General features: G+C 71.5%; 24 protein-coding genes. 8 read left to right on the forward strand and 16 right to left on the reverse strand.

Annotated elements, in window-relative coordinates:
- Window positions 1-263: proteasome accessory factor PafA2 family protein (locus tag Voc01_RS48070; protein ID WP_203934509.1), on the reverse strand; the 263-nt coding region annotated here is incomplete at its 3' end.
- Window positions 264-327: 64 nt separating this feature from the next.
- The gene (locus tag Voc01_RS48075; protein WP_203934510.1) at window positions 328-924 is read right to left on the reverse strand and encodes a dTDP-4-dehydrorhamnose 3,5-epimerase family protein; all 597 of its coding nucleotides are present in this window, start codon (window positions 922-924) and stop codon (window positions 328-330) included.
- Between the two features lie 133 nt (window positions 925-1,057).
- Here Voc01_RS48075 and Voc01_RS48080 point away from each other — a divergent pair, with 133 nt between their 5' ends.
- Entirely contained in the window at window positions 1,058-2,734 is a 1,677-nt protein-coding gene (locus Voc01_RS48080; protein WP_203934511.1) for a DUF2142 domain-containing protein, read from the forward strand.
- Here Voc01_RS48080 and rfbA read toward each other — a convergent pair.
- Entirely contained in the window at window positions 2,711-3,577 is an 867-nt protein-coding gene (gene rfbA / locus Voc01_RS48085) for a glucose-1-phosphate thymidylyltransferase RfbA (RefSeq protein WP_203934512.1), read from the reverse strand. The two genes, Voc01_RS48080 and rfbA, sit on opposite strands and share 24 nt — an antisense overlap.
- A gap of 248 nt (window positions 3,578-3,825) precedes the next feature.
- Between rfbA and rfbB the strand changes: the two genes are divergently transcribed.
- Window positions 3,826-4,788 carry a dTDP-glucose 4,6-dehydratase gene (gene rfbB, locus Voc01_RS48090; protein WP_203934513.1) on the forward strand — a complete coding sequence of 321 codons (963 nt, stop codon included), beginning with the start codon at window positions 3,826-3,828 and terminating at the stop codon, window positions 4,786-4,788.
- A complete protein-coding gene (gene rfbD / locus Voc01_RS48095) occupies window positions 4,785-5,633 on the forward strand; it encodes a dTDP-4-dehydrorhamnose reductase (protein WP_203934514.1) in 849 nt (282 codons plus the stop codon). Before rfbB ends, rfbD begins: the two co-directional genes overlap by 4 nt.
- Before the next feature lie 527 nt (window positions 5,634-6,160).
- On the opposite strand, the gene Voc01_RS48100 is transcribed toward rfbD, so the two are convergent.
- The 4 genes from Voc01_RS48100 to Voc01_RS48115 are packed head-to-tail and all read right to left on the reverse strand — an operon-like array spanning window position 6,161 to window position 10,502.
- Entirely contained in the window at window positions 6,161-7,474 is a 1,314-nt protein-coding gene (locus tag Voc01_RS48100; protein WP_203934515.1) for a polysaccharide biosynthesis protein, read from the reverse strand.
- On the reverse strand, window positions 7,471-8,169 hold the full coding sequence (locus Voc01_RS48105) for a glycosyltransferase family 2 protein (protein WP_203934516.1): 699 nt from the start codon (window positions 8,167-8,169) through the stop codon (window positions 7,471-7,473). The genes Voc01_RS48100 and Voc01_RS48105 overlap by 4 nt, the downstream gene beginning before the upstream one ends.
- Entirely contained in the window at window positions 8,159-8,566 is a 408-nt protein-coding gene (locus Voc01_RS48110) for a DUF2304 domain-containing protein (RefSeq protein ID WP_203934517.1), read from the reverse strand. Before Voc01_RS48110 ends, Voc01_RS48105 begins: the two co-directional genes overlap by 11 nt.
- Before the next feature lie 52 nt (window positions 8,567-8,618).
- The gene (locus Voc01_RS48115; RefSeq protein WP_203934518.1) at window positions 8,619-10,502 is read right to left on the reverse strand and encodes a hypothetical protein; all 1,884 of its coding nucleotides are present in this window, start codon (window positions 10,500-10,502) and stop codon (window positions 8,619-8,621) included.
- A gap of 173 nt (window positions 10,503-10,675) precedes the next feature.
- Between Voc01_RS48115 and Voc01_RS48120 the strand changes: the two genes are divergently transcribed.
- Genes Voc01_RS48120 through Voc01_RS48130 form a run of 3 tightly spaced genes read left to right on the forward strand, consistent with a single transcriptional unit; the run spans window position 10,676 to window position 13,137 of the window.
- Complete coding sequence (locus Voc01_RS48120) at window positions 10,676-11,986, forward strand: acyltransferase family protein (RefSeq protein WP_203934519.1); 1,311 nt, start codon at window positions 10,676-10,678, stop codon at window positions 11,984-11,986.
- Entirely contained in the window at window positions 11,983-12,876 is an 894-nt protein-coding gene (locus Voc01_RS48125) for a glycosyltransferase family 2 protein (protein WP_203934520.1), read from the forward strand. Before Voc01_RS48120 ends, Voc01_RS48125 begins: the two co-directional genes overlap by 4 nt.
- 3 nt (window positions 12,877-12,879) lie before the next feature.
- Window positions 12,880-13,137, forward strand: coding sequence for a hypothetical protein (locus Voc01_RS48130; RefSeq protein WP_203934521.1), 258 nt, complete (start codon window positions 12,880-12,882; stop codon window positions 13,135-13,137).
- A gap of 4 nt (window positions 13,138-13,141) precedes the next feature.
- On the opposite strand, the gene Voc01_RS48135 is transcribed toward Voc01_RS48130, so the two are convergent.
- Window positions 13,142-14,353, reverse strand: a complete 1,212-nt coding sequence (locus Voc01_RS48135; protein WP_203934522.1) for a glycosyltransferase family 2 protein — start codon at window positions 14,351-14,353, stop codon at window positions 13,142-13,144.
- A 182-nt stretch (window positions 14,354-14,535) separates the two neighbouring features.
- On the opposite strand from Voc01_RS48135, the gene Voc01_RS48140 reads away from it, so the two are divergent.
- Both Voc01_RS48140 and Voc01_RS48145 read left to right on the forward strand, forming a co-directional pair.
- Window positions 14,536-16,464 (forward strand): hypothetical protein, encoded by a 1,929-nt coding sequence (locus tag Voc01_RS48140; protein ID WP_203934523.1) that lies wholly within the window; start codon window positions 14,536-14,538, stop codon window positions 16,462-16,464.
- A gap of 10 nt (window positions 16,465-16,474) precedes the next feature.
- Window positions 16,475-17,383, forward strand: a complete 909-nt coding sequence (locus tag Voc01_RS48145) for a phosphatase PAP2 family protein (RefSeq protein ID WP_203934524.1) — start codon at window positions 16,475-16,477, stop codon at window positions 17,381-17,383.
- A 3-nt stretch (window positions 17,384-17,386) separates the two neighbouring features.
- On the opposite strand, the gene prcA is transcribed toward Voc01_RS48145, so the two are convergent.
- The 8 genes from prcA to Voc01_RS48185 form a co-directional block, all read right to left on the reverse strand.
- Window positions 17,387-18,262 (reverse strand): proteasome subunit alpha, encoded by an 876-nt coding sequence (prcA, locus tag Voc01_RS48150; protein ID WP_203934525.1) that lies wholly within the window; start codon window positions 18,260-18,262, stop codon window positions 17,387-17,389.
- A gap of 51 nt (window positions 18,263-18,313) precedes the next feature.
- Entirely contained in the window at window positions 18,314-19,141 is an 828-nt protein-coding gene (gene prcB / locus Voc01_RS48155) for a proteasome subunit beta (RefSeq protein ID WP_239161031.1), read from the reverse strand.
- Window positions 19,142-19,182: 41 nt separating this feature from the next.
- Window positions 19,183-19,401 (reverse strand): ubiquitin-like protein Pup, encoded by a 219-nt coding sequence (locus tag Voc01_RS48160; RefSeq protein WP_203934526.1) that lies wholly within the window; start codon window positions 19,399-19,401, stop codon window positions 19,183-19,185.
- A gap of 80 nt (window positions 19,402-19,481) precedes the next feature.
- Entirely contained in the window at window positions 19,482-20,999 is a 1,518-nt protein-coding gene (gene dop, locus Voc01_RS48165) for a depupylase/deamidase Dop (protein WP_373873970.1), read from the reverse strand.
- A 71-nt stretch (window positions 21,000-21,070) separates the two neighbouring features.
- Entirely contained in the window at window positions 21,071-22,651 is a 1,581-nt protein-coding gene (locus Voc01_RS48170; protein WP_203934527.1) for a DUF2142 domain-containing protein, read from the reverse strand.
- A 3-nt stretch (window positions 22,652-22,654) separates the two neighbouring features.
- Window positions 22,655-23,767: a lysylphosphatidylglycerol synthase transmembrane domain-containing protein gene (locus Voc01_RS48175; RefSeq protein ID WP_203934528.1), complete on the reverse strand. Its 1,113-nt coding sequence runs from the start codon at window positions 23,765-23,767 to the stop codon at window positions 22,655-22,657.
- Between the two features lie 5 nt (window positions 23,768-23,772).
- Window positions 23,773-24,507 carry a glycosyltransferase gene (locus tag Voc01_RS48180; RefSeq protein WP_203934529.1) on the reverse strand — a complete coding sequence of 245 codons (735 nt, stop codon included), beginning with the start codon at window positions 24,505-24,507 and terminating at the stop codon, window positions 23,773-23,775.
- Window positions 24,504-26,459 (reverse strand): DUF6798 domain-containing protein, encoded by a 1,956-nt coding sequence (locus Voc01_RS48185; protein WP_203934530.1) that lies wholly within the window; start codon window positions 26,457-26,459, stop codon window positions 24,504-24,506. The genes Voc01_RS48180 and Voc01_RS48185 overlap by 4 nt, the downstream gene beginning before the upstream one ends.
- Window positions 26,460-26,464: the final 5 nt, after the last annotated feature.

Genomic DNA, 26,464 nt, shown 5'->3' on the forward strand with positions numbered 1-26,464 from the left:
CCCTCGAGGATCCGTTCGCCGGCCCGGTCGTGTACGACCAGGTCGGCGACCGAGTCGCACTCGGGCGTGGCGTACTCCGGGTGTGAGCCCACGTCGAGGTAGAGGCGCGCGCCGTTGCGCAGGAAGACGTTGCTCGAACGTCCCCACGAGACGACACGCCGGAACAGGTAGCGGGCCACCTCGTCGGGAGACAGCCGTCGCTGCCCCCGGTAGGTGCACGTGACTCCGTACTCGGTTTCCAGGCCGAAGATGCGCCGGTCCATGGGCAAACCCTATCCGTCGCGGCGCGTCGATGCGGTGTTCACATGCGGGTGTTTTTGCCGAAGTTCAGACCTTCAGCGAGTCGCGGAACGCGAGGCACGCCTTGTAGTCGGGCAGCCGGCCGTCGGCCTTGACGTTGGCCAGCGAGGGCGCGTTGCCGTCGCGGGCCGACAGCACCGGGTCGGCGACGCCCCAGTCGATGTTCAGCTGGGGGTCGAGCGGGTGGATCACGTACTCCCGCTGCGGGTTGTACGGGGTGGAGCACAGGTAGTGGATGCTCGTGTCGTCCTGCAGCGCCCGGAACCCGTGGCCCAGGCCCTCGCTGATGTAGACCGCCTTCTTCTCCACGGCGTCGAGCAGCACGCTCTCCCACTGGCCGAACGTCGGCGACCCGACCCGCAGGTCGATGACGAAGTCGACCAGCGCGCCCCGCTGGCACGTGACGTACTTGGCCTGGCCCGGCGGCACGTCGGCCCAGTGGACGCCGCGCACGACGTCGCGGGCCGAGGTGGACGTGTTGATCTGCGCGATCCGGAGCGGGTGACCGATCTCGGCCGTGAACACGTCCTCCTTGTAGAGCTCAGCGAAGTTGCCGCGCGGGTCGCCCAGGACGACCGGCGTGATCTCGTACGCGCCCTCGATGGACAAGGCTCGGATCTTCACGATCCGTGATGATAAGGCACCGGGCACCGCCGGACCGGCGAATCCAGTTGCTAGGATTCCCCCGATCCCGCCCCGGGTGGCGGTATTGATCTATGCCCGGCGCCGGTTCGCGCGGGCCTGAACTTCGGAGGGCGTGCTGATCAGGGACCAGGTCGAGGACGACCGCGCCACGCCCACCGGCACGGATGCACCCCCCTCGGAAGGCACCGGGGAGAACACGTCGGATACCCGACCGGCTGACGCCCGTCCCGTCGATCAGGCCGGCCGGAGGACGGCCCGGCGCGTCTTCTGGTCGGCCCTGGTGGTGTTCTTCCTCCTGCCCGCCGCCTGGGCGCTGATCACCCCCTACGACGGCGCCTACGACGAGCACGACCACGTCATCCGGGCCGCCGGCGTCGTCCGCGGCGAGATCTTCGCGCCGCCGACCAACGACGGCAAGAACGGCCGCTACCAGAGCGTGCCGGCGAGCCTGATCCCGCCGAACTTCGACTGCCTGCGCACCGGCATCGAGCCGGCCACCTGCCTCGGCACGCCGACGAAGAGCCGCGGGCACAACGAGGTGCACACCCGCGCCGGCCACTACAACCCGTTCTACTACGCGATCGTCGGGTGGCCGCTGCTGCCGTTCCCCGACATGACCGGCGTGTACCTGGCCCGGATGCTCAGCTCGCTGCTGTGCGCGGTCCTGTATGCCTTCGCCCTGGTGACGATCTGGCCGCTGCGGCGGCGCCGCATGCTCATGGTGGCGCTGCTGCTGGTGTTCGCGCCGACCACGATGGTGCTCACCGGGCTGGTCAACCCGAACGGTCTGGAGATCGCCTCGTCGGCGGTCCTGTGGGTCACGCTCACCTGTCTGCTGTCGAGAAACCGTGACGAGGACGCCGAGGACGCGAAGGCGTTCGGCTTCGGCGGCGAGAAGTGGACCAAGCGACTGGTGTGGCTCACCGCGGTCGCCGGCGTGCCGCTGGCGCTCAACCGGCCGCTCGGCGTCGTGCTCGCCGGCGCGATCGTGGTGCTCAGCTTCCTCGCTCTCGGGCGCCGCCACCACATCAGGGAGCTGCTCACGCGCCGCGACGTGCGGTTCGCGGTGCTCGCGATCGGCGTCGCCGCCGCGCTGGCGTTCATCTGGTCGTTCGCCGCGCAGGTCGGCACGCTCGGCACCGAGGCGACGCCGGAGGTGCGCACGCCGGTCAGCGAGATCGTGCGGACGGTCATCAACCACAAGTTCGACTACTGGATCCGGCAGACCATCGGCGTGTTCGGCTACGCCACCGCCCAGCTGCCCGTGTGGTTCGTGTGGTCGTGGGGGCTGGTCATCGGCTTCCTGGTGCTCACCGGGATCACCAACTCCAGCCGTCGCCTGATGTTCGTGGTCCTCGGCATCCCGGCCGCCTGCCTGGCCGGCGGCCTCGTCGTCGACGTGCTGATGGTCCCGGTGATCGGCTACTTCATGCAGGGCCGCTACTTCATGCCGCTGTGGATGGGCATGTTCTTCCTCGCCGCCCAGGCGATCCCGCCGACGCTGCTCAAGCCGACCGGCCTGCGCCGGCTGTACGGGGTCTGGCTGTTCTTCTGGGGCATCGCGGTGGCCTACGGCCTGTACCTGACCGTGAAGCGGTACGAGTACGGCAACGAGGCGCTGGCCACCTATCCCCGCGGATGGCGGCCGGTGATCACCGAGATCGGCTCGTTCGGGTTCGTCATCTTCGCGGTGCTGCTGATGGCCGCGCTGACGGCCTGGTACCTCCTGTGGAAGCACCCGGCCGACAGCGTCCCGGAGCGTTCCTCAGCCGAGGTCGAGCAGACGTAGCAGGTAGTCGCCGTAGCCGCTCTTCGTGAGCGGCTCGGCGAGCCGGCGCAGGTGCGTGTCGTCGATGTGGCCGGCGCGCCAGGCGGCCTCCTCGACGCAGCCGATCTTGTAGTCCTGCCGCTGCTCGATGACGCGCACGAACTCGGCCGCCGCCACCAGCGAGTCGAACGTGCCGGTGTCGAGCCACGCCGTGCCCCGGTCGAGCGCCGTCACGTGCAGCTCGCCCCGCCGCAGGTACTCCTCGTTCACCGCGGTGATCTCCAGCTCGCCGCGGGCGCTGGGCGTGAGCTTCGAGGCGATGTCGACCGCGGTGTTGTCGTAGAAGTAGAGACCGGGCACCGCGTACCGCGACTTCGGCTTCGCCGGCTTCTCCTCGATCGACACGACCTTCCCGTCGGGGGCGAACTCGACGACGCCGTACTCGCTGGGGTTGGCCACCTGGTAGGCGAAGATGCGGCCACCCTTCACGTCGGTGTGCTCGCTCAACTGCCGGCCCAGCCCGGTCCCGTAGAAGATGTTGTCGCCGAGGATCAGCGCGATGCTGTCGCCGTCGATGAACTCGGCGCCGATCAGGAGCGCCTGCGCGATACCGGCCGGCTTCTCCTGCACCGCGTACTCCAGCCGCAGCCCCCACTGCGAGCCGTCGCCGAGGAGGCGGCGGAACTGCTCCTGGTCACCCGGGGTGGTGATCACCAGGATCTCCCGGATGCCGGCCATCACCAGCACCGACAGCGGGTAGTAGACCATCGGCTTGTCGTAGACGGGCATCAGCTGCTTGGAGACGGCCTGCGTGATGGGCCAGAGGCGGGATCCGGTACCGCCGGCGAGGAGTACAGCGCGCATTCCCGACACCCTACCGAGCGTGATCCGCTCCCACTCACCACGCTCCCGGACCGCCTCGAATGTTGGTCCCGCCCTGCGGGCCGCGGCGAGTTGCCCGCCGTGCCCGCCGTCACCGCGGGCCGACGCGGCCCGCCATGTCAGGGTCGGCCGGTCGCGGTCCGTTCAACGGCCCGCGGGCCCACGACTCGCCGACCATTCACACGACTCGCGCCGGATCGCCACTGCCCGATCCGGTAGATTGCGTGCCCGTGAAGGTTCTGGTTACCGGTGGCGCCGGTTTCATCGGCTCGCAGTACGTCCGCATGCTCCTCGGCTCACCCGGGGCGTCGGTGACGGTGCTCGACAAGCTCACGTACTCCGGCAACCGGGAGAACCTCGCGCCGGTCGCGTCGCACCCGGGGCTCACGTTCGTCGAGGGTGACATCGTCGACAAGGACACCGTGGCCGGGGTGATGAAGGGCCACGACGCCGTGGTGCACTTCGCCGCCGAGTCGCACGTCGACCGGTCGATCGACGGCGCGGAGCCGTTCGTGGTCACCAACGTGCTCGGGACGCAGCGGCTGCTCGACGAGGCGCTGCGCGCGGGCGTCGGCCGGTTCCTGCACGTGTCGACCGACGAGGTGTACGGGTCCATCGAGGAAGGGTCCTGGACCGAGGACTGGCCGCTGGCGCCGAACTCGCCGTACAGCGCCTCGAAGGCCGGCTCGGACCTGCTGGCGCTGGCCTACCACCGCACCCACAAGATGGACGTGGTCGTCACCCGCTGCTCCAACAACTACGGGCCGTACCAGTTCCCGGAGAAGGTCGTCCCGTTGTTCGTCACCAACCTCCTCGACGGGAAGAAGGTGCCGCTGTACGGCGACGGCGGCAACATCCGCGACTGGCTGCACGTCGCCGACCACTGCGCCGGCATCCAGCTCGCCCTGGAGAAGGGCCGCGCCGGCGAGGTCTACCACATCGGCGGCGGCCGCGAGCTGACCAACCGGGAGCTCACCGAGAAGCTGCTGGAGGCGTGCGGCCGCGACTGGTCGTTCGTCACGCCGGTCGAGGACCGCAAGGGCCACGACCGCCGCTACTCGTTGAGCATCGAGAAGATCAGCAACGAGCTCGGCTACACCCCGGCGGTCGACTTCGAGCGCGGCATCGCCGAGACGGTCGCCTGGTACCGCGACAACCGGGCGTGGTGGGAGCCGCTGAAGGCGCGCTCGTGACGCGCTGGCTGGTCACCGGCGCCGGCGGCATGCTGGGTCGCGAGGTGGTCGCGCTGCGTCCGGACGCCACCGCCCTCACCCGCGCCGACCTGGACATCACGGACAGGTCCGCCGTGGTCCGGGCCGTCGCCGGCCACGAGGTGGTCGTCAACTGCGCCGCCTGGACCCAGGTGGACGCCGCCGAGGCGCACGAGGCCGAGGCGACGAAGATCAACGGTGACGCGGTGAGCACGCTGGCCGGGGCCTGCGCCGACGCCGGGGCGGTGCTGCTGCACGTCTCCACCGATTATGTCTTCGACGGCCGGGGCACCTCCCCGTACGCCGAGGACGCCCCGACCGATCCCGTCAACGCGTACGGCCGGAGCAAGCTGGTCGGCGAGCGGGCGGTGCTGGCCACGCCCCGGGGCTACGTCGTGCGGACCGCGTGGCTGTACGGCGCACACGGAAAGAACTTCGTGGCGACGATGCTGCGCCTGGCCGGCGAGCGCGACACGGTCTCCGTCGTCGCCGACCAGGTGGGCCAGCCGACGTGGGCGCGCGCCCTGGCCGCCCAGCTGGTGGAGCTCGGCACCCGTGCCGCCGCCGGTACCGCCCCGCCGGGTGTCTACCACGGCACCGCGTCCGGGACGGCCTCGTGGTTCGACCTGGCGAGGGCGGTATTCGCGACGGTGGGCCTGGACCCGGAGCGGGTGCACCCCATCACGTCCGACCGGTACCCGCTACCGGCGCCCCGCCCGTCGTACAGCGTCCTCGGCCACGACGGCTGGGCCAGGGCCGGCATGCCCCCCCAGCCGGACTGGCAGACCCAGCTCAAAGAAGCCCTGGCCACCGGCGGCCTCGGATAGCCGGGCCGCTCCGCCCGGGCGCCCATCCCCACCCAACGCCTCACGACCACGCGGCCCCTCCGCGCCAAACGCCCCACGACCGCGCCACCCCTCCGCGCCGCGCCTCCGCACCGGCCGTCCACACGGCCCTTCCATACGGCTGCCTCAGCACCGCCCCCTTCCGCATCGCCTCTCCTCCGCACGACCCCATCGCAGCGCCCCTTCCGCCCCTCTTCCGCGCCGCCTCATGCACACCGCCCCTCCGCGCCGCCCCTTTTCGCGCCTTTCCGCGTCGCCCCCACCACCATCGCGCCGATCTTGCAGTGGTGGCCCCTCCTAAAACGGGACATAGCGCGAAATGGAGGAGGCCACAACTGCAAGATCGGCGGCAGACTGGGCGTGCGCCAGGGGCAGGGCTGGCCGGCAGGGCGGGCCGGCAGGGTAGGTCGGTCGGCGGGGGCCGGCCGGCGTCAAGGGCGGAGTCGGTCGGCGGGGCGGCCGGCGTCGGGGTGAAGTCGGTCGACCAGAGGCGCAGGGGCGCAGGCGGGTCAGTCGGCGGGGCGGCCAGCTGCCAGGGTCGGGGTGGGGTCGGGCGGTGTGTCGGTGCGCACAGGGAGACCGCCGCGGCGCCAGGCGAACGGCAGCACCACCGGGATCACCGCCAGCGAGCCGATCGCGAATGCCAGTTCCACCCGGATCCGCACGTCGCCGGGGCCGAGGGTCACCGCAACCAGCACGATCGTGCCGGCCAGCCAGCCCACCGCCTGGCCGGCGTGCCAGCCACGGGCCACCACCGCCTGACCGAGCACCGTGGCGATCATGTACGCCAGCACCCCGAACGTGAGCCACGCGAAGTCGACGCGGGTCAGCACGCCGCCGGGGGCGTCGAACATCAGCTCGGCCAGCCACGGGCCGAGCACGATCGCCGGGACGGCGCACCCCACGCCGAGCAGGCCGACCACGCCCACCGCGCGCACGAGCTGGTGCCGGTAGCCGGCGAGGTCGCCGGCGGCGATCGCCCGGGTCAGGGCCGGCAGCAGCGACGCCTGCAGCGACGCGAACACGAACAGCGGGATACGGGCCAGGATCAGCGCGGCCAGCAGGGCGGCGGCCACACCCTCGTCGCCGACGGTGCCGAGCAGCTGGACGTTGATCACGCCGATGTTCGCCACCACCTGGGCGAGCAGGCTCGACGCGACGAGCAGGAACAGGCCGGCGCACAGGGTCGCCATCGTCACGCGGGTCCCCGCCTGCAGGCCGCGCAGCACCGGCGGCAGCGTGAGCAGCACGGCGGCGGCCGGCGCGACCGCCAGGACCAGCGCGAACGCCACGGGCGACTGGACGCCGAAGAGCCACATCGCGCCGGCGATGACGATCCGCAGGCCGCCGTCGACGGCGAGCTGGGTGCCGTACCAGCCGAACCGGCCCAGCCCCGACAGGACGCCGCGGGTCAGGTGCTCGGCGGCGAGCCCGGTGAAGGCGCCGCCTAGGGCGAGCACCATGCCGCGCTCGCCGTCGAAGAGGTGCTCGGCCATGGGACCGGCGAACACCGCCAGGAGCACCAGAACGGCCGCGAGCATGCCACCGGTCAGCACGCCGGCGGTGCGCAGGACCGGGCGCACCCCGTCCCCCGACACCGAGCGGACCGCGACCAGCCGCGCGACCTCCTGCTCGACGGGCATGAACAGGCCGATGCCGACGGAGAACACGATCGACCACAGCACCGCCACCGACGAGGTCTGCGCGTCGTCGAGGCTGTGCCCGGCGGCCATGAGGTGCAGGAACGACGCGGCACCGAGGACGGCGAGGCCGGCGCCGACGACCAGGGTGCCCGCGGGCACCGCGCGCAGCAGCCGCCTCACCGGCGGACGAACGCCAGCACGAGCGTGATCATGGCCCGGAACAGGTAGATGGTCGCCTTGTACGGCGAGGTGGCGGTGCCGCCCTGGCGCTGGCGCATCGCGACCGGGATCTGCCGCACGACGTGCCCGGACCGGGCCGCCCGCACCAGCATCTCGATGGTGTCGCCGAGGTACTCCACCGGGTACCAGCGCGCGAACCGCGCGATGAGCCGCCGGTTGCTGGCCCGGAACCCGGACGTGGTGTCGCTGAGCTTCGTCTTCGCGACCCGGCTGAGCACCATCGACAGCACCTTCGACGCCCAGCGCCGCGGACCCCGCACCACGTAGTCGCCCTCGCCGGCGTAGCGGGCGCCGATCACCAGGTCGGCGGTCTCCAGCGCCTTGAGCATCGCCGGGACGTAGCGCGGGTCGTGCTGGCCGTCGGCGTCGATCTGGATCGCGACGTCGTAGTCGTTGCGGTCGGCGTAGCGGTACCCGAGGCGCATCGCGCCGCCGACGCCGAGGTTGTACGGAAGGCTGGTCACGATGGCGCCGGCGCTCGCGGCGACCGCCGCGGTGCTGTCGGTGGACCCGTCGTTGACCACGAGGATGTCGACCCACGGCAGCTCGGCCCGCACCTCGGCGATGACCTTGCCGATCGACTCCTCCTCGTTCATCGCCGGGATGATGATGAGGACGCGCTGGTCAGTGGTCATCGGCGGCCGCCTTCGGACCGATCTCGGTGGCCGGGGTGTCGCGTTCGGGGAGCACGGAGCGCTCCTCGAGCTGGGTGCGGATCAGCGCGACCTCCTCCGCGAGGGTGCGGGTCTCCTCCTCGAGCTGGCTGACCTCCCAGCTGAGGTGGGTGCAGATGAGCAGCAGCAGCACGATGCCGAGGAACAGGACGAGGCTGGCGCCGGACTTGACGCCGAACGCCTCGGCAACCGAGTTGAGTGCGCCGGGGAAGATCGAGAGCGGTACGACCACGCCGATGCCGACAATGATCCACAGCACCGCGTACTTCTCCCGGAGCTGGCGTCGGCGCAGCATCTCGAAGAACACCGCGAGCAGCGCCAGGCCGACGACCGCGGTGAAGATGTTCAGCTGACTCATGGGCGACCTGCCAGGGTCCTTTCGACCACGATCCGTCGGGGCTAACGGTGTGTTAAGAGGGTAGCCGCACCACTTCCACGCGGCGGTCGGGGTACCGCGCGACGGTCTGCCGGGCGTGGGCCTCCGCGTCGTCGCTGGCCACGACGATTTCGACCGGTCCGGGCAGTTCGCGGAGCTGGTGGCCGAGCCGGTCCGGCTCGTCGACGGGCGGGCCGAGGTAGAGGCCGTGGGCGATGCGTCCGGACCTGCGCTGGAACGTCCCGAGAAACAGGGTCTGGAAATAGGCGCGGAACGGGTCGACGTCGTAGACGATCACCGCCACGTCGGCCGGCGGCGCCGGCATCGCGAGCAGTCGGTCGATCGCCCGGGCGTCGACGTCGTTGCGGCGCTGGGCGAACCACCAGATCTTGGGCCAGGTGGTGCCGTTGGTCGGCCGGTACGGCGCGTCACCGCGCACCAGGCCGAACGCGCCCGACACGACCAGCGCCGCCGCCAGTCCCGGTGCGAGCGCCTGCAGCCAGGCCCGCCGGGGGTCGGGCCCGCGGCGGGGTGACGGCAACAGGTGCAGCAGCGCACCGAGTCCGACCAGCAGCACGACCAGCACGAGGTGCAGCGCCTTGTTGGCGTAGTAACCGTTGCCGCCCTCGGCCGCCGCCTGGTAGGCGAGCAGCGCGGCGCCGAGCAGGCCGGCGGCCGCCAGCACCGCCAGGTAGGTCCGCCAGATCCGCGCGCGCCGGCAGCGGGTGAACAGCACCGCGCCGGTCACGGCGGCGCCGAGGGCGATCAGGTGGTCGCGGCTCGGACGCAGCTCACCGCCGCGCAGCAGGGCCTGCGCCTGTCCGGCGAGGAACAACCCCAGGGTGACCGGGAGCAGCGCGACCGGCGCGGCCACCACCACGGTCACCGCGGTGGCGACCCGGTGCCGCAGCACGCGGCGCCGGTGGACGACCAGCCACGCCAGCACGGCGAGCAGCGCGGCCGGCAGGAACAGGTAGTAGGTGAAGCCGACGGCGACGACGAGGCACGCGATCGTCACGAGCTGCTGCCGGGTGCCCGCGACGCCGCGGGCGAGCACGGCGACCAGCAGCGCCATCTCGGCGAGCCCGAGCACGGTGGTGGTGTAGTTGAGCACCAGGTTCCCGACCAGGTCGCCGACGACGACCATCGTGGTGACCACGCCGGTGAGCACGATCCGCCGCAACGGGGTGAGCACGCCGGCGGCGACCCACTGCGCCGCCCACACCATCACCAGCGCGAACAGCCCGTACCCGAGCACGTGGCTGCCGAGATAGTGGTCCATCGCCGACAGGCCGCTGCCCAGGTCGTCGCCGGAGGAGCGGACGAAGCCGTCGAGCAGGCCGGCGAGCATGTGCTGGCCCTGCGGGTAGGTGACCATGCCCCCGTACATGAGCGCGTGCGCGGCGTCCCATTTCTGGAACGCGTAGCCGCCGAGGTCGCGGATGCCGTCGTACAGGCTGAGGTGCCGGCTGAGGTCCTCGCCGGCGAGCACGACCGCGAGCCGGTCGGTCCGGCTGCGGCGCAGCAGCGGCAGTGCGGCGAACGCCGCGACCGCCACCGCGGCGCCGAGCGTGAGGAGGTCGGACAGGTCGGGACGCGGCAGCGTCGGCCGCCGCCCGGTCAGGACCGCGACGAGCACCAGCACGGTGAGCGCGAGCCCGCCGACGGCGACCGGGTGCATCCCGAACGGCCACACGGCGAAGAGCAGGGCGCCGCCGCAGGTGGCGCCGAGCAGCACCGCGAGCGCGAGGACCAGCCGGTCGAGCAGCGTGCGGCCGCCGCGCAGCAGGCCCGCGGTGCCCACCAGGACGACCACCGGCACCACGACGGCGATCCCGAGCAGGTATGTCACCGTCGGCAGCAGCCAGGCCAGCGCGAGCGCCGCACCGGCGCGCGCCATCGTCGCGGGTCCGGACACGGACAGGCTTCCCCTCGGTCGGTGGGCGTGACGCCAGCAGTACCGAGGGGTGTGTGGCCTGCCGAGCGGGGCAGAGTCTAACCAATGCCGTCGGAGTGGGTAGTTAGCGCACCGTGACATCGGTCGCCTATGCTGCCGGGGTCGTTCGGGCGGGTTTGACACTGGAGGGGCGCGTGCGGATCCCGACGAGATGGGTGCCGGGCCGTACTCTCGCTGACGAGTTCTCCACCCGGGCCAACAGCATCGGCTTCCTGCGACTGGTGCTGGCCACGTCCGTGCTGGTCGCGCACGCCGCGCCGCTGGGCTACGGCGGAACCAACTACGGCCACTCCTGGACCCGCAACCAGTTCGAGCTCGGCGGCTTCGGCGTCTACGGGTTCTTCGTGCTGTCGGGTTTCCTCATCACGGCCAGTGGCATGAGGTTCACCCTTCCGCGGTACGCGTGGCACCGGTTCCTGCGGATCTTCCCCGGGTTCTGGGCGTGCCTGGTCGTCACCGCGTTCGTGATCGCGCCGTTCGTCGCCATCTACGAGCGCGACACCCTGGCCGGGTTCTGGACCCACCCCGCCGGTCCGTTCGACTACCTCACGAAGAACATCCTCACCGGCATGCAGCAGTACCAGATCTCCGGGCTGCTGAGCACCACGCCGTACGGGGAGCTGACCGGCGGCCCGTCGGCGTTCAACGGGTCGCTGTGGAGCCTGATCTACGAGCTGACGTGCTACGTGATCGTCGCGGTGCTGGCGTGGACCGGCGTCCTGCGCGGTGCGCCGCGGCTGGTCGTGATCGTCACGCTGGCCATGTACGCGGTCGTGGTGGCCGACTTCGTCCGCCAGCTTCCGGCGACGAACACGTCGACGTACCCGCGCGGCGCGATCGGCCCGCTGCCGCTGATCGGCACGCTGACCGTCAGCACGATGCACATGCTGTTCATGCTGTTCCTGGCCGGTGCGTGCCTGCACCTGTACCGGCACCGGATCCCGATGCACCCGGCGATCGCCGCCGGTGCCGCGGTGGCGTTCCTCGGGTCGGCCGCGCTCGGCGGCTTCATCGTGATCGGCCTGCCCGCGTACGTGTACCTGCTCGTCTGGGTCGCGTGCAAGCTGCCCGCCCGGTTCCAGGGCATCGGCCGCAAGCGGGACTACTCGTACGGCATCTACATCTACGCGTTCCCGGTGCAGCAGGTCGTCGCGATGCTCGGCGGCGCCAAGTGGGGCCCGGTGGTCTACATCGCGCTGTCCCTCGCCGGCACGGTGCTGCTCGCGGTGCCGTCGTGGCACCTCGTCGAGAAGCCGGCGATGTCGGCGAAGAACTGGACGCCGAAGCTGCTGCGCTCACGCGGTCCCGACGAACAGAAGCCCGCGCCCGACGAACCGCGCCCGGAAGCGACGCGCGAACCGGACCGCGGACCCGACCGCGGACCCGAGCCTGAACCTGAGCCCGAACCAGCCACCCCTACCGCGACGGAGCCTGCCCGGTCATGAACCTCGACATCATGCTGCCCTACTACGGCGATGTCGGTCTGCTGCAGGCGGCGGTGCGCAGCGTCATCGCCCAGTCCGACCCCGAGTGGCGGCTGACCGTGGTCGACGACGGGCAGGAGCCGGGCGTCCCCGAGTGGTTCGCCGGCCTGGGCGACGAGCGCATCCGGTACCAGCGCAACGAGCAGAACCTCGGCATCACGAAGAACTTCCAGAAGTGCGCCGACCTCGCCGAGCACGAGTACATGACCATGCTCGGCACCGACGACCTGATGCTGCCCAACTACGTCGCCACCGTGAAGGCGCTCGCGGCCCAGCACCCGAAGGTCGCGATCATCCAGCCCGGCGTGGAGGTCATCGACGCCGACGGCAGGGTCACGAACACCCTGGTCGACCGCACCAAGGCGCGCGTGTACCGACCCCGGTTCACCGGCCAGACCGTGATGCGTGGCGAGGACATGGCCGTCAGCCTGCTGCGCGGCAACTGGCTGTACTTCCCGTCGCTGTGCTGGCGCACGGAGAAGATGCAGTCGGTGCGCTTCCGGCCGGAGCTGCGGGTCATCCAGGACCTGGCGCTGATCATCGAGCTGGTGCAGATGGGCGAGGAGATGCTCGTCGACGACACGCTGTGCTTCCAGTACCGGCGCCACGCCGAAAGCGTCTCGTCCGCCGACGCCAAGCTCGGGGTCCGCTTCCTCGAGGCGCGGAAGTACTTCATCGAGACCGCTGCCCAGATGGACGCCCACGGCTGGCCCCGGGCCGCCAGGGCCAGCCGCCGCTACGTCTCCTCGCGGCTGCACGCCGCCACTATGCTGCCCGGCGCCGTCCTGTCCCGCAGCGGCAAGGGCATCAAGGTCCTGACCCGCCACGCCTTCGGCCCGTCCAGGGTCTGACCCGTGCCGGCGCGCGGCCACGCCCGGCTCGTGCTGGCGTGGGCGGTGCTCGCGCTGAGCGTCGCCGAGCGGGGCAGGGAGGGCACGCGCACCGACGTGTGGTGGTCCGGCCCGGCCACGGTGACCTGCGGTCGGTCCGTCGGCGGCCAGGTGCACGACCGGAACCCGATCGCGTGGGCGGTGGCGCTCCTGGCCGCCTCCGGGGTGGTGCTGTTCGCCGTCGTCCGGGCCGTCGGAGCGATCCGCCGCCGGGGCCGCTGACGTGCTAGCGGGCGGCGAGGACCTCGTCGTTCTCGTCGTCGAACACGAGACGACCGGGCCGCGCGCTGCGCAGCGTCAGGAGGCTGGAGAACAGACCCGCGCAGATGATGATGAACCCGACCGAGATCGACGTCGTCGACACCAGCACCCAGCGGATCGTGCTGCTGTTCTCGATGGGGCCGAAGCCCGTCTCGCCCCACTGCGAGACGGCCACGACCGTGCCTATCCCGCCCAGCACCATCAGCAGCAGCCCGATGGCCATGCAGGTCTCCAGGCGCAGCAGCTTGGTCCACCGGGCGAGATGGTCGACGTGGGTGATGCCCTCGTGGCGGCCGTAGATCTGGGCGAACCCGCCGAACAGGACGAGCTGGACCCCCACGATCACGAGAAGACATGCGTAGATCAACGCGTTGACGTCGAGGGTCGCGCCACCGATCGGGATCGGCCGCCAGGCCAGGGCCGCGGTGGCGACCAGTCCGAGGCCGCCGAGGACGGCGCCGGGCCACACCAGGATCTTGCTCGGCGCGAACACGAGCAGGAACCGCAGGTGCCGCCAGCCGTCGCGCCAGGTGCGCAGGTGCGGCGGGCGGCTGCGGCCGTCGGGACGCAGCGTCGTCGGGACCTCGACCAGCGTGTACCCGGCGAGCGCGGCCCGCACGACCAGCTCGGAGGCGAACTCCATGCCCGGCATGCACAGCCCGAGCGCCTGGATGCGGGCCCGGTTGAAGCCGCGGATGCCGCAGTGGAAGTCGCCGACGTGCTTGAGGCCGAAGAGCACCCGGCCGATCAGCGACAGCACCGGGTTGCCCAGGTACCTGTGCAGGAACGGCATGGCGCCGGGGGCGATGCCGCCCTTGAACCGGTTGCCCATCACGACGTCGTTGCCCTCGCGCAGCCGCTCGATGAACGGGCCGAGGTTGGACAGGTCGTACGAGTCGTCGGAGTCGGCCATGATCACGTAGCGGCCGCGGGCCGCCTCGATGCCGGCCTGCAGCGCGCCGCCGTACCCCCGGATCGGCGCCGCCACCACCCGGGCGCCGTTGTCGACGGCGATCTGCTGCGAGCCGTCGGTGGAGCCGTTGTCGCTGACCAGCACCTCGCCGTCGACGCCGAGCTCGGCCAGGCAGCGCACCGCCTTCTGTACGCACACGGCCAGGGTCTCGGCCTCGTTCAGGCACGGCAGCAGGACGGTGACCTCTACGGATGGGGTCGGCATGCAGGCTCCGGTTCGGGGGTCGGGTGGGCGTCGCACGCGCCGATGCGGCGGCGTTGACCGGCACAATACCCGGGCCGTATGCGGAACCGACCGTGACGGTCAGGCGTTGCCGACACAGGCATCGACACGAGCCGCGGTGGTCCGAAGGTGACGCTCCGGTACCGGTGCTACGATCTCGGCCGATGTCGACACAAGCCGCGCCGGCCTCCGATGTGCGGGCACCGGCCGCGGACCCACGCGGTCGGCGCCCGTTGGTCCTGCTGGGCGCCCTCGTGGCGGCCTGGGCGGTGCCGGCGCTGACCCACCTCGTGGGCGTCGACTGGCTGCTCATCCCGGTCTACCTGGCCGCCGTCGTGGGCCTGCAGCGCGGCCTGACCACCCTGCTCGACCGGCTGGTGGTCGCGATCGTCCAGTCGTTCGGCGCGCTGGTCGTCGCCGGACTGTTCTTCTCCTACGTCGGCAAGCTGCACCCGGTGGTGCTCGCCGGCAGCGCGTTCACGCTGCTGGTCGCCGCCGCGACGCGGCGTGACTGGCGGGCGCCGCGCCTGTACCGCCCGGCGGACCTGGCGGTCGTCGCCGGCACCGTCGGCGTCGCGGTCCTCACGGTGGTTCCGTTCGCGCTGCGTGACCTCGGCGGGCGGATCGGCATCGTCGCCGGCGGCGAGGACATCGCCCGGCACATGACGTTGTTCGAACAGATCGGCCGGTTCGGCGGGTTCGCGTTCCTGCACCCGCCCGGCGACGCCACACTGCTCCCCGCCGCCGAGACCGAGGGCATCCGCGCCTACCCGCAGGGCATCTACTACACGTACGCCGTCGTCGACCGGTTCCTCCGCTCGTCCGACACCAGCAGCACCGACCCGTTCACCGCGGTCGACACGATGCTGTGGCTGTACGTGGTGACGTTCGTGGTGCTGGCGCTCGTCGTGCTGTGGTCGGCGGCCCGGATCGCGGGTCCCGGCGCCCGTCCGCTCGCGGTGACGGCGGCGCTGGCCGTGGTCGCGGCCGGGGTGTTCTTCGGCGAACCGGTGGCGGTGTTCGTCCGCGGCTACCCGAACGAGCTCGCCGGGCTGGTGGTCGCCGCCGCGCTCACCGCGCTGGTGGTGCGGCCGCTCACCAGTCGCATCGACCAGATCGTCACGGTCGCGCTGCTGGTGATCGCGTTGTCGTTCACCTACCACCTGTTCCTGCCGTTCGCCGGGCTGCTGGTGCTCGGCTGGGTGGCCCGCTACCGCGTGTGGCGCAGCTGGCAGGCGGTGGTGATCGGCGTGCTGGCCGTCCCGATCGTGGCGATCACCCCGATCGGGCTGCTGCACGCCACCACCACGCAGCTGCTCACGTCGGCGGGCACGGCGCTGCCGAGCGACAAGCCGGCCGCGTTGCTGCTGGTTCTGCTGGCCGCGGCGGGGCTGGTCGCCGCCGGCGGGCTGCGCTCCCCCGCCCGGCGGATGGCCGCGTTCGCGCTGCTCGCGGCCGTGTCGCTGCAGGTGGTCATGGGCGCCTGGCAGCTGCTGACGATCGGACGCACGCACTACTACTTCGACAAGCTGCTGCACGTGCTCGTGATCGTCATGCTGGTGCTGATGGGCTCGCTGGCCCGGCTCGCGACGACGAACGGGCGTCGGCCGCTGGCCGTCACCGCCGTGGTCGTGCTGGCGGTCGCCGGGTTCTTCGTCGTGGCCGGCGGTCGCAACCACGCGGTCGTGCCGAGCTACGGCGTGCGGCTCGCGACCGGCATCGACCGCGGTTCCCCCGGCGGCGGCCGCGACGCGGTGTTCATCGCCAGCCGGTTCCCGGAGGCGGAGAACACCGTCGACGTCGACCTGATGGGCGACCCGTACCGCAACTTCTTCGGGACGCTCTACGGCTCGGTGCTGCAGCGCAACTACCGGTACGGCCACGACTGGTACAACTTCCTCAACCCGACCCGCGGCCCGCGCACGCTCGCCGACCTCGAGCGGCAGGTGTCGGTGAGCCCGGTGCGGGTGCGCATCCACGTCTCCGACCCGCGGGCGCGGTTCCTCACCGGCCCCGACGCCCCGACGAACGTCGACGCCGCCACCCTGGTCGCCCAGCGCTACCCCGACCGCGTCCAGGTCGTCACCCACTAGGCTTGCGCCGGTGGGTGGCACGACGTTCGTCAGCGCCGGGCTCATCGTGGTCGCGGTGCTCGTCTCGTTCGGGGTCGTCGCGGCGGTGACTCCGGCGGCCCGGCGCGTGCGGGGCCGGATCGTCGCGCCGCGGGCCCTGTCGTGGCTCACCGACCGGGTGCCGATGGTGGTGCTGGTCCTCGTTCTCGGCGTGGCCGCCGTGGTCGGCCTCGTGACGATGTTCGTGTCGATACTCGCCGAGGTCACCGAGGACGACGAGCTGACCGCGTTCGACCGGCGGCTCATCGCGTGGATCGCCGACCAGCGGGCCGCCTGGGACAACAGCGTGGTGATCGCGCTGACCGACGTCGGCGGCAAGGCGCTGCTCACCGGTCTGCTCGCCGGGGTCGCGTTCCTCGTCGCGTACCGGCAGCGGTCCTGGAGCCCGGTCGTCGTGGCGGCCGTCGCCGGGCTCGGCGGCGCGCTGCTGGTCGCGACGATCAAGCTGATCATCGGCCGCGACCGGCCCGACCCGCTGCAGCGGGCCATCGTCGAGGACGGCTTCTCGTTCCCGTCGGGCCACTCGACGAGCGCCGTCGCCGTGCTGGGCACGGTCGCCTGGCTGGTGTCGACGCTCACCGCGAAACGGGTCGTCATCGCCACCGCGTGGGTGGCCGCGGCGGCCCTGGCCATCGGGATCGGGCTGTCGCGGATCTACCTCGGCGTGCACTACCCCAGCGACGTCGCCGCCGGCTGGCTCCTCGGCACGGCCTGGCTGATCGTCACGGCGATCGCGGTGCGCCTGCCCGACCTGCACCGGCCCGGACACGAAACGACCGGCCACACCCGGGTGCGGCCGGTCGCGATCGTCGCGGGCAGCGTGGTCGTCAGCTTCGGCGCCATCCTCGGCGCCGTCGGACTGACCGTGCTGGCCGCGTAGCGGCTACTCCTCCTCGGAGGTCGTCTCGTCGGAGGTAGAGGTCTCCTCGGTCGTGCCGGGGTTGTCCGTCGCGCGGGCGCGGGCGTCGGAGTCCTCGGCCGGCGCCGGCGGCGGGTCGTCCTTCTTCGCCGGTGCCGGCGACACCGCGACCGCCGGTGCGGTGTCCTCGGCCTTCTTCGCCGAGCCGTCGAGCAGCGCGTCGAGGGCGGCACCGGTGATGCGGCGGAACGTGCGGCCGGCCTTGCGCCGGTCGAGCACCGCGACCTCGAACTGGTGCCGCGGAATGTCGCGCTTGTTGCCGCCCTCGCCACCGACGCTCGACAACGCGTCGACAGCCATCGTCAGCGCCTCGGTGAGGCTCATGTCGGAGTTGTGCCGCTCGCGCACCACGTTGAGCACCGGCTCGGCCTGGCCGCCGATGACCAGGAAGCCCTTCTCGGTCTGCACCGACCCGTCGAAGTTGTTGCGGTACAGCTCGTCGCGGTCGGGCGTGCGGCCCACCTCGGCGACGCAGATCTCCACCTCGAACGGCTTCGTCTGGTCGGTGAAGATCGCGCCCAGGTTCTGCGCGTAGGCGTTGGCCAGCGCCCGGCCGGTGACGTCCCGCCGGTCGTAGGAGTAGCCGCGCAGGTCGGCGAGCCGCACACCGAAGGCGCGCAGTGTCTCGAACTCGTTGTAGCGGCCGACCGCGCAGAAGCCGATGCGGTCGTAGATCTCCGAGATCTTGTGCAGCGCCGTCGACACGTTCTCGGTGACCAGCAGCACGCCGCCCTCGTAGCTCAACACGATCGCGGCCCGGCTCCGGGCGATGTTCTTGCGGGCGTACTCAGAGCGGTCCCGCATCACCTGCTCGGGTGATGCGTAGAACTGCATAGCCACCGGTGGGGTTCTCCTTAGCTCACGGAGGATGGACGGGTCAGGCTGCGCCGATCAGATGGAACGGGCCTCGACGATCTCGTGGGCGAGTGCGGCCACCTGCTCCTCGGGCACCCGCTGGGCGCCCTCGGCGGTCGCCGTCATGACCACCGGGTAGATCTTGCGGATCAGGTCGGGGCCACCGGTGGCGGTGTCGTCGTCGGCGGCGTCGTAAAGCGCCTCGACGGCGGCACGGATCGCCTCCTCGGCCGTCATGCCGCGCTTGTGCAGCTTCTTCAGCGACGACTTCGCGAACAACGAGCCGGAGCCGATGCCCTCGTAGTCGGTCTCCTCGTAGACCCCACCGACCACGTCGAAGCTGAAGATGCGACCGGCCTTGGCGGGATCCTGCGCGTCGAGGTCGAACCCGGCGAACAGCGGCACCACGGCGAGGCCCTGCATGGCCGCGGCCAGGTTGTTGCGGATCATCGTGGCGAGCCGGTTGGCCTTGCCGTCGAGCGAGAGCATCGCGCCCTCGATCTTCTCGTAGTGCTCCAGCTCCACCTGGAACAGCCGGATGACCTCCAGGCCGATGCCGGCGGTACCGGCCATACCGACGAGGGAGTACACGTCGGCGGCGTAGACCTTCTCGATCTCCCGGTTGGCGATCATGTGGCCGGCGGTGGCGCGCCGGTCACCCGCCATCAGCACCCCGCCGTCGAAGGTGACCGCGACGACCGTGGTGGCGTGGGTGAGCCCCTCGGCGGCCATGCCCGGGGGAAGGGGACGGCGGCCGGGCAGCAGCTCGGGCGCGGTACGAGCCAGGTAGTCGACGAACGACGACGACACCGGCGGCGCTACGTCGGCCGGAAACCGGCGCGGTGGATCGAATCCCGCTGCCACGGGGCTCCTTTCAGTTGATCTCTGGGTCGAGCGTGAAGATACTACTGGCCGCCCTTTTGCACATACCCGCGGACGAACTCCTCGGCGTTCTCCTCGAGCACCGAGTCGATCTCGTCCAGCAGGTCGTCGACATCCTCGGTGAGCTTCTCGTGGCGCTCGGCCACTTCCGGATTCGCCTCCGGTGCCGGCGCCTCGTCGATCTCCTCGTCCTTGCGGGCCTTGCCCGACTGCGACTGACCGCCCGTGTCTCGCGTGGCCATGATGACCGCCCCTCCTCGATCCACCTCAACCGTGTGAGCAAACCTATCTCGCCGCGACCGCGAACCGCGGCCGCGACACCTCACCCGCCGGTGAGTGCCTCCAGAAGGTCCTTCGCCGTGTCGCACCGGTCGAACAGCGCGCCCACGTGCTTGCGGGTGCCCCGCTCGGGCTCCATCATCGGAACCCGCACCAGCGACTCGCGGCCGATGTCGAAGATCACCGAGTCCCAGCTGGCGGCGACGACCTCGCCGGCGTACTGGGCCAGGCACCGGCCACGGAAGTAGGCGCGGGTGTCCTCCGGCGGCTCGGTCATCGCCTCGCGCACGGCCTCGTCGTCGAAGAGCCGGTCCATGGACCCGCGCGCGACCAGCCGGTGGTACAGGCCCTTCTCCGGGCGCACGTCGGAGTACTGCAGGTCGATGAGCTGCAGTTTCGACGACGCCCAGCCGAGCGACTCGCGCTCGCGGTAGCCGTCGAGCAGCCGCAGCTTCGCGACCCAGTCGAGCTCCTTGGCGCACAGCATCGGGTCGCGGCCGAGCCGGTCGAGCACGCTCTCCCAGCGGGCCAGCACGTCGAGGGTCACCTCGTCGGCGTCGGCGCCCAGCCGGTCGTCGACGTAGGCGCGGGCCCGCTCGTAGTAGGCCCACTGCAGGTCGAGGGCGGTCAGGCGGCGCCCGTCACGCAGGCGGATGCGGTGGGTGAGCGTCGGGTCGTGGCTGACGGCCTTGAGCTCGCTCACCGGGTCGGCGATGCCGAGGTCGGCCGGCAGCACCTTGTCCTCGATCATGGCCAGCACGAGCGAGGCGCAGCCGACCTTCAGGTAGGTCGAGATCTCGGAGAGGTTCGCGTCGCCGATGATGACGTGCAGCCGCCGGTACTTGTCGGCGTCGGCGTGCGGCTCGTCGCGGGTGTTGATGATCGGACGCTTGAGCGTGGTCTCCAGGCCGACCTCGACCTCGAAGAAGTCGGCCCGCTGGGAGATCTGGAAGCCCGGCGTCGACCCGTCCTGCCCGATGCCGACCCGGCCGGCGCCGCAGACGATCTGCCGCGTGACGAAGAACGGCGTCAGGTGCATGACGATGTCGGCGAACGCCGTCTGCCGCTTCATCAGGTAGTTCTCGTGGGTGCCGTAGCTGGCGCCCTTGTTGTCGGTGTTGTTCTTGTACAGGTGGATCGGCTGGGTGCCGGGGATGGTGGCGGCGCGGCGGGCGGCCTCGGCCATCACCCGCTCCCCCGCCTTGTCCCACAGCACGAGGTCGCGCGGGTTGGTGACCTCGGGCGTGGAGTACTCCGGGTGCGCGTGGTCGACGTAGAGGCGGGCGCCGTTGGTCAGTATCACGTTCGCCAGGCCGAGATCCTCGTCGGCGAGCGCCTCCGCGGGGTCGTACAACGCGCCCGAGTAGGTGAACCCGCGGGCGTCGCGCAGCGGCGACTCCTCCTCGTAGTCCCACCGCGCGCGGCCGTTGCGCGACAGCTCGGGCCGGGCGCCGTAGGCGTTGACCACCTGCGACGAGGTGACCATCGGGTTGGCGCCGGGGTTACCCGGTACGGAAATGCCGTATTCGACCTCGGAACCCATGACCCGCCGCACACTCATGCATGAAGCCTAGTCCAGTCGGCGGTTACTGCCCGACACCGCCTCGATGCGGTTGCATCGAATGAGGGGTGTCAGGGGCGCCGGGTCGCGAGTTCCGCGTCGTCGCGGTCACTGTCATCACGGCCGTCCTGTTCCGGCAGGTCGACGGCGGGACCGGTGGTGGCGACGGCCGTGACCACCGGGACCGACAGCCGCCAGACCAGCCACGCCAGGCCGGCGAGGCCGACAACCAGCATCAGCGTCGGCAGGGCCGAGCCGACCACCGGGTGCCAGCCCCGGCTGAGCGGCCACAGCGACACCAGGCCGATCTTGCCGTAGTCGGGCAGGCCGCTGCGCCAGCGCACCATCGCCCACAGCATGCTGAACACGTGGAACGGCACGACGGTGACCAGCAGGAGCCGGGTCAGTGACCGGCCGGCCCGCTCCGGCAGTCCGCGCTCCTCGAGCACCCACGCCGCGAAGATCATGACCCCGACGAGACCGGGCAGCATGTACCGCCCCTGGGTGACGAAGCCGGTCTCGTTGAGGAACCACCACTGCAGGAACGTGGGGATGCCGGTGGCGCCGAACACGAGCACCGCCAGCCGCCAGCGGTCGGTCCAGTGGCCGAACGCGGCACCGAACACCAGCAGCGCGCCGGCGGCCATGTGCCAGACCACGTACATCGAGCCGGGCAGGTAGATGTCGAGCCAGCTGAACACGCCGACGAGTTGCTTGGCCCACTCGCCCCAGTAGTGCATGACGTACACGAGGGCCTGGCCGCGCTCGAACGTCACCGGCTGGCGGAACGCCGAGCCCATGTCGGTGCCCTTGAACGCCAGCGTGTACCCGACGTTGACCAGCCCGGCGAGCACGACCCCGCCGATCCACAGGCGGGCCGCCGTCGATGCCCACAGCCGCAGCAGGATCTCGCGACGGAACGGGACGAACAGGGCGACCGCGCCGAAGAACAGGTACACCAGGCCGGTGGGGCGCAGCGAGGCGAGCAGCACCGCGCTGGTGCCGGCGAGCACGAGCAGCCCGCGCGGCACGGTGTCGAGCCGGCCGAGCAGCAGCGGGATGAGCGCGGTGAACAGGCCGACGCCGGCGGCGATCTCCAGGCCGTTCGGGTTCACGGCGCCGAAGAAGTGCAGCGCCATCGGGGTGACCGCGACCAGCAGGCCGGCGAGCATGAGCCGGCGCCGGAAGTAGGTGACGATCGTGACCACGGAGGCGGCGAGCAGGGCGGCGGCGCCGGCGCCGGTGAGCAGCCGGGCCAGCAGCACCCCGGACCAGCCGGGGAACAGCTTCAGCGGCACGCCGACCACCGCGTAGTAGCCGGGGTGGTAGCGGCCGGCGCCGGTGCCGACCCGCACGGTGGTGGCGTCGGAGGTGGGCTCGGGCGCGCAGGAGGCGGGCATGCCCGGCTTGAACTGCCAGCACGGCTCGTCGGGCACCACGAGGCCGCGGGGCACCCGGACGAACGCGCCGCTGCCGCGCACGGCGTTGGCCGGTTCGGGTGCGAGGTCGCCGTTCCAGATGCCGACGGCGCGGTAGATGTGGTCGTGCTCGTCGGCGGAGCCGTCGTACGGGGCGGCCAGCGCCCAGCCGCCGATCATCAGGAAGAACGCGGCGAACGCGAGGAGCCACAGGCGTACGCCCCGGAACGGCATGGCTCAACGACCTCCGGAGTCGGTGGTGGTGTCGGTGTCGGCGGCGGGCGTGCTCTCCCGGTCACCCGTGGGCCGGTCCTCGGCGACGACACTGACCGGCGGGACGACCTCGCCCTCGGCGGACGCCATCGTGCGCTTGATCGCCGCGCGGGCCGCGCGGACCTCGCCCAGCCCGCTGAGCGCGGCGATCGTCGCCGCGATCAGCTCACCGACGGTGAAGATCAGGCGGGACGCGAGCGCGATGCCGGTCGCGGTACCCAGCGGGACGTACGGCGCCAGCGCGGCGACGATGACCGACTCGCGGGCGCCGATGCCCGACGGGGCCAGGAACGCGACGATGCCGGCGGTGATCGCCAGCGCGATCGCGCCGATGCAGCGGAACACGCCGCCGATGCCGGGCGCGGCGGTGGCGTTGGCCAGCAGCCACAGGTGGATGCCGAAGAACGTCCAGCCGAGGCTGCTCCACAGCACGATCATGCCGACGGCCGACCAGCTGATCGGCTCGCCGAGCGGCGACCGCTTCACGACCTTCAGGAACAGGTTGATCATGAAGGTGAGCACGCGCGGGTGGGCGCACACCAGGGCGACCGGCACCATCGCGGCGATCGCGATCGTCACGGCGCGGTCGATGTCGAACAGCACCGGCAGGCCGAACAGTCCCAGCAGGAACGCCGCGACCGTCGACAGCCCGACGACCAGCAGCGACGCGACGATGACCCGCGGGCGCTGCAGCTTGGCGCGCCGGCCCAGCTCCATCTGCAGCACGAAGCTCCAGATGCTGCCCGGCACGTACTTGCCCAGCAGGCCGATCAGGTAGATCTGGCTGGTGGTGCGCACGCTCACCCGGTGCCCGACGTCGCGCAGCGCGGCCTGGTAGGCCAGCGTCTGCGCGAAGAGCCCGGCGAGCACCATCACACCGGAGAGAACGATGGACGGCCAGGCCAGTGATGCGATGGTGGCCCGCACCTCCGACCACTGGTCGATCGTGGTGTAGGTGACGAACCCGAGCACGGCGGCGGTGAACACCACCCGCACGGCGATCATCAGGAACCGGCGGAGTCCGCTCGGTTTCGGCGCCGGTGCGGCCGCCACCTCGTCGACGCCGGGCGTCGCCACGCTCGTCACCTCTGCCCCCCGTTGGTCCCGACTGCCCGCTCGAGCGCCCGGCGCCGTTTGCGCAGGGCGAGTGTGCCGGTGAACATGTTGACCACGTCGCCGGCCCGGATCCGGGTGCGGTGCCCGGACTCCCGCAGCCGCACCGGCACCTCGACCACCGGGATCCCGGCCAGGTCGGCCGCGAACGCGATCTCGGTGGTGATGAGGAAGCCGCTCTCGCGCAGGTCGGGCTGCAGCGTCCGGGCCCACTCGCCGTCCATGACGTAGGTGCCCTGCGGGTCGGCGGTGCGCATGCCGAGCACGACCCGGCGCAGGATCCGCAGGCCGCCGGTCAGCGTGTTGCGCAGCAGCGAGCGCAGCACCACCGACTCCGGGTGCGCCTTGGAGCCGATCACGATCGTGCGCTCCGGAAAGCCCATGCGCTCGAACGCGTCGAGCTCGTCGAAGCCGAAGGGCAGGTCGTCGGCGGTGAACACGATGGTGCGGCCGGTGGTGGCGGCGATGCCCTCGCGCAGCGCGTGGCCGAGTCCCCGCGCCGTGGTGATCACCCGCAGCGTCGGACCGGTGTGGGGCCAGCTGGCCGCGACGTCGGCCAGGATCTCGATGGTGCCGTCGCGCGACCCGTTCTCGGCGACGATGATCTCCCCGTCGAGGTCGGTGAGCCGCTTGGCGATCTCCTCGAGGGAGTTCTGGATCACGGCCGCACTGTTGTGCGCGGGGATGATGTAGCTGACCTTCACTGGGTCTCCCACGGTGCCTTGAACACCCGGAAGGGGGCGCCGGGTCGCTCTGCGGCCACCTGGACCCACCCCTGTGCGGTGAGGTCGGCGGCGATGGTCACGTCGGTCTGCTCGTCGGAGCGGACGACGATGTAGTCGGCGCCGTAGCGACGCGCGAGGTCGGCGAGCTGGACCGCGTTGACCGACCGCCAGCCGTACGAGCCGCACTCGGCGAAGCCGCCGATGGCCTCCATGCGGCTGCGGTACTCGTGCCACGCCGCGCCGCCGTACGGGGCCAGCTTGCAGTCGAGCACCACCCCGCGCTGGGTGGCGATGCGCACCCGCGTGTTCGACGGCGGCATGAGCAGCTGCTCCCCCGGCGGGACGACCTTGCGCACCTCCTCGCCCCAGGCGCTGAGCGCGGGGTAGGGGAAGAAGCGCGGGTCGAACGTGCGCACCGCGAACTGGTTGCCGGCGATGCCGGCGAGCACCAGAACGAGGATGCCGGCGCCGACCGACGCCTGCGCCAGCCACTGCGGCCTGGTCCACCGGCGCTCCGGCACCAGGCCGGGCACCGTCTGCACGACGACCGCGGCCAGCAGGAACAGCCCGGCGACGAACAGCCACGGCACCGAGGTGACCTCGTTGCGCTCGCGCCACCAGTTGAACTCGCCGGGCAGCGCCCAGTACCCCGACCGCAGCGCGTACGAGCCGAGGAACAGCGTGGCGGCCATCGTGATCCACCGCCAGCGGACGCTCAGCGGGGCGAACGTCGCGGCGAGCAGGCCCCACACGGCGAACGGGAACAGCTCGATCGACAGCCGGTACACGTTGAGGCCCTGTGCGGCGAGCCCGAGCGTCGGCACGTTGAGCCGGTCGGCGAGCACCCCGGCGGTCAGCCCGAGGACCGGCAGCACCACCACCACGACCCAGCGCAGCAGCTCGCGCCGGCCGATGAACGCGAACGTCAGCAGCGCCATCGAGATGAACGCGATGCCGCCCCAGAAGATGTTGAACAGCCACGACGTGGCTTCACAGTGGTACGGGATGAGGACGCCGCAGACCTCCTGGAAGTCCTTCAGGTCGCCGGCGACCGGGCGGAGCTTCAGGTTGAACACGACGATGCCGACCGTCAGGGCCGACGCGCCGACGAGCCACCACTCGATCCGGCGCCGGAACACGGCGAACGCCGTGGCCAGCAGCAGCATCAGCACCAGCGCGACGACGCCGTGCTGCACGTGGGCCAGCGCCGTGGCGACCCCGGCCGCGGCGGCGAGCCGGTGCCGGCCGACCAGCAGCGCGGCGGCGCACAGGTAGAGCAGGTTGCCGCCGAGGGCGTTGGGCAGCGCGGTGGCGTAGAACTGAACCCCGGAGCCGAGCACGTACAGCGGGCCGATCGCGGTGACGACCGTGACCGCGATGACCGCGAACCACGACACCCGCGGCACCCAGGTGCGGGCGAGCAGCGTGGTGGCGACCCCGAAGGCGGCCATCGTGGCCAGCCAGTAGAGCACGTAGACCAGGCCGAGGGTGCCGGTGCTCGCCCCGATGTAGGTGACGATGTCGAACACCCAGTGCGGTTGCGGCGCGTTGTCGAGCGTCCAGTCGCCCTTGAACGCGTCGGGGTCGGCCCAGCGCATGCCCAGCGGCGACAGCACCGTGTGGTCGCGGTCGCCGGCGTTGTACAGGTACCGCAGGTGCGACATCAGCGCGAGCAGCAGCGTGCTCGCCGCGGCCTGGGCCGGCCAGCCGAGGAGCCGCTGGGTCCAGGTGCGCGCCGGACCGGCGTCGGCCGCGGCAGCGTCGTCGGCGGGGTCGCGCGGCTCGGCGTCCGGCGGCGGGTCGAGCCGGCCGGCGGCCGGTTCGGCGCCGTCGGGGTCGGCCCCGTTCGGACCGGTGCCGTTCGGACCTGTGCCGTTCGGACCGGTGCCGTCGGGGTCTGCGCCCGTGGTGGTCCGGGTGCTCGAGGCCAAGACTC

This window comes from Virgisporangium ochraceum, assembly GCF_016863655.1.
Taxonomy (GTDB): Bacteria; Actinomycetota; Actinomycetes; order Mycobacteriales; family Micromonosporaceae; genus Virgisporangium; species Virgisporangium ochraceum.

Bases quoted from the DNA above. Each gene is read 5' to 3' on its own strand.
- rfbA (WP_203934512.1), bottom strand. From the start codon at position 3,577: ATGCGCGCTGTACTCCTCGCCGGCGGTACCGGATCCCGCCTCTGGCCC.
- Voc01_RS48105 (WP_203934516.1), bottom strand. From the start codon at position 8,169: ATGACCACTGACCAGCGCGTCCTCATCATCATCCCGGCGATGAACGAG.
- Voc01_RS48110 (WP_203934517.1), bottom strand. From the start codon at position 8,566: ATGAGTCAGCTGAACATCTTCACCGCGGTCGTCGGCCTGGCGCTGCTC.
- Voc01_RS48125 (WP_203934520.1), top strand. From the start codon at position 11,983: ATGAACCTCGACATCATGCTGCCCTACTACGGCGATGTCGGTCTGCTG.
- Voc01_RS48135 (WP_203934522.1), bottom strand. From the start codon at position 14,353: ATGCCGACCCCATCCGTAGAGGTCACCGTCCTGCTGCCGTGCCTGAAC.
- Voc01_RS48140 (WP_203934523.1), top strand. From the start codon at position 14,536: ATGTCGACACAAGCCGCGCCGGCCTCCGATGTGCGGGCACCGGCCGCG.
- Voc01_RS48160 (WP_203934526.1), bottom strand. From the start codon at position 19,401: ATGGCCACGCGAGACACGGGCGGTCAGTCGCAGTCGGGCAAGGCCCGC.
- dop (WP_373873970.1), bottom strand. From the start codon at position 20,999: ATGAGTGTGCGGCGGGTCATGGGTTCCGAGGTCGAATACGGCATTTCC.
- Voc01_RS48170 (WP_203934527.1), bottom strand. From the start codon at position 22,651: ATGCCGTTCCGGGGCGTACGCCTGTGGCTCCTCGCGTTCGCCGCGTTC.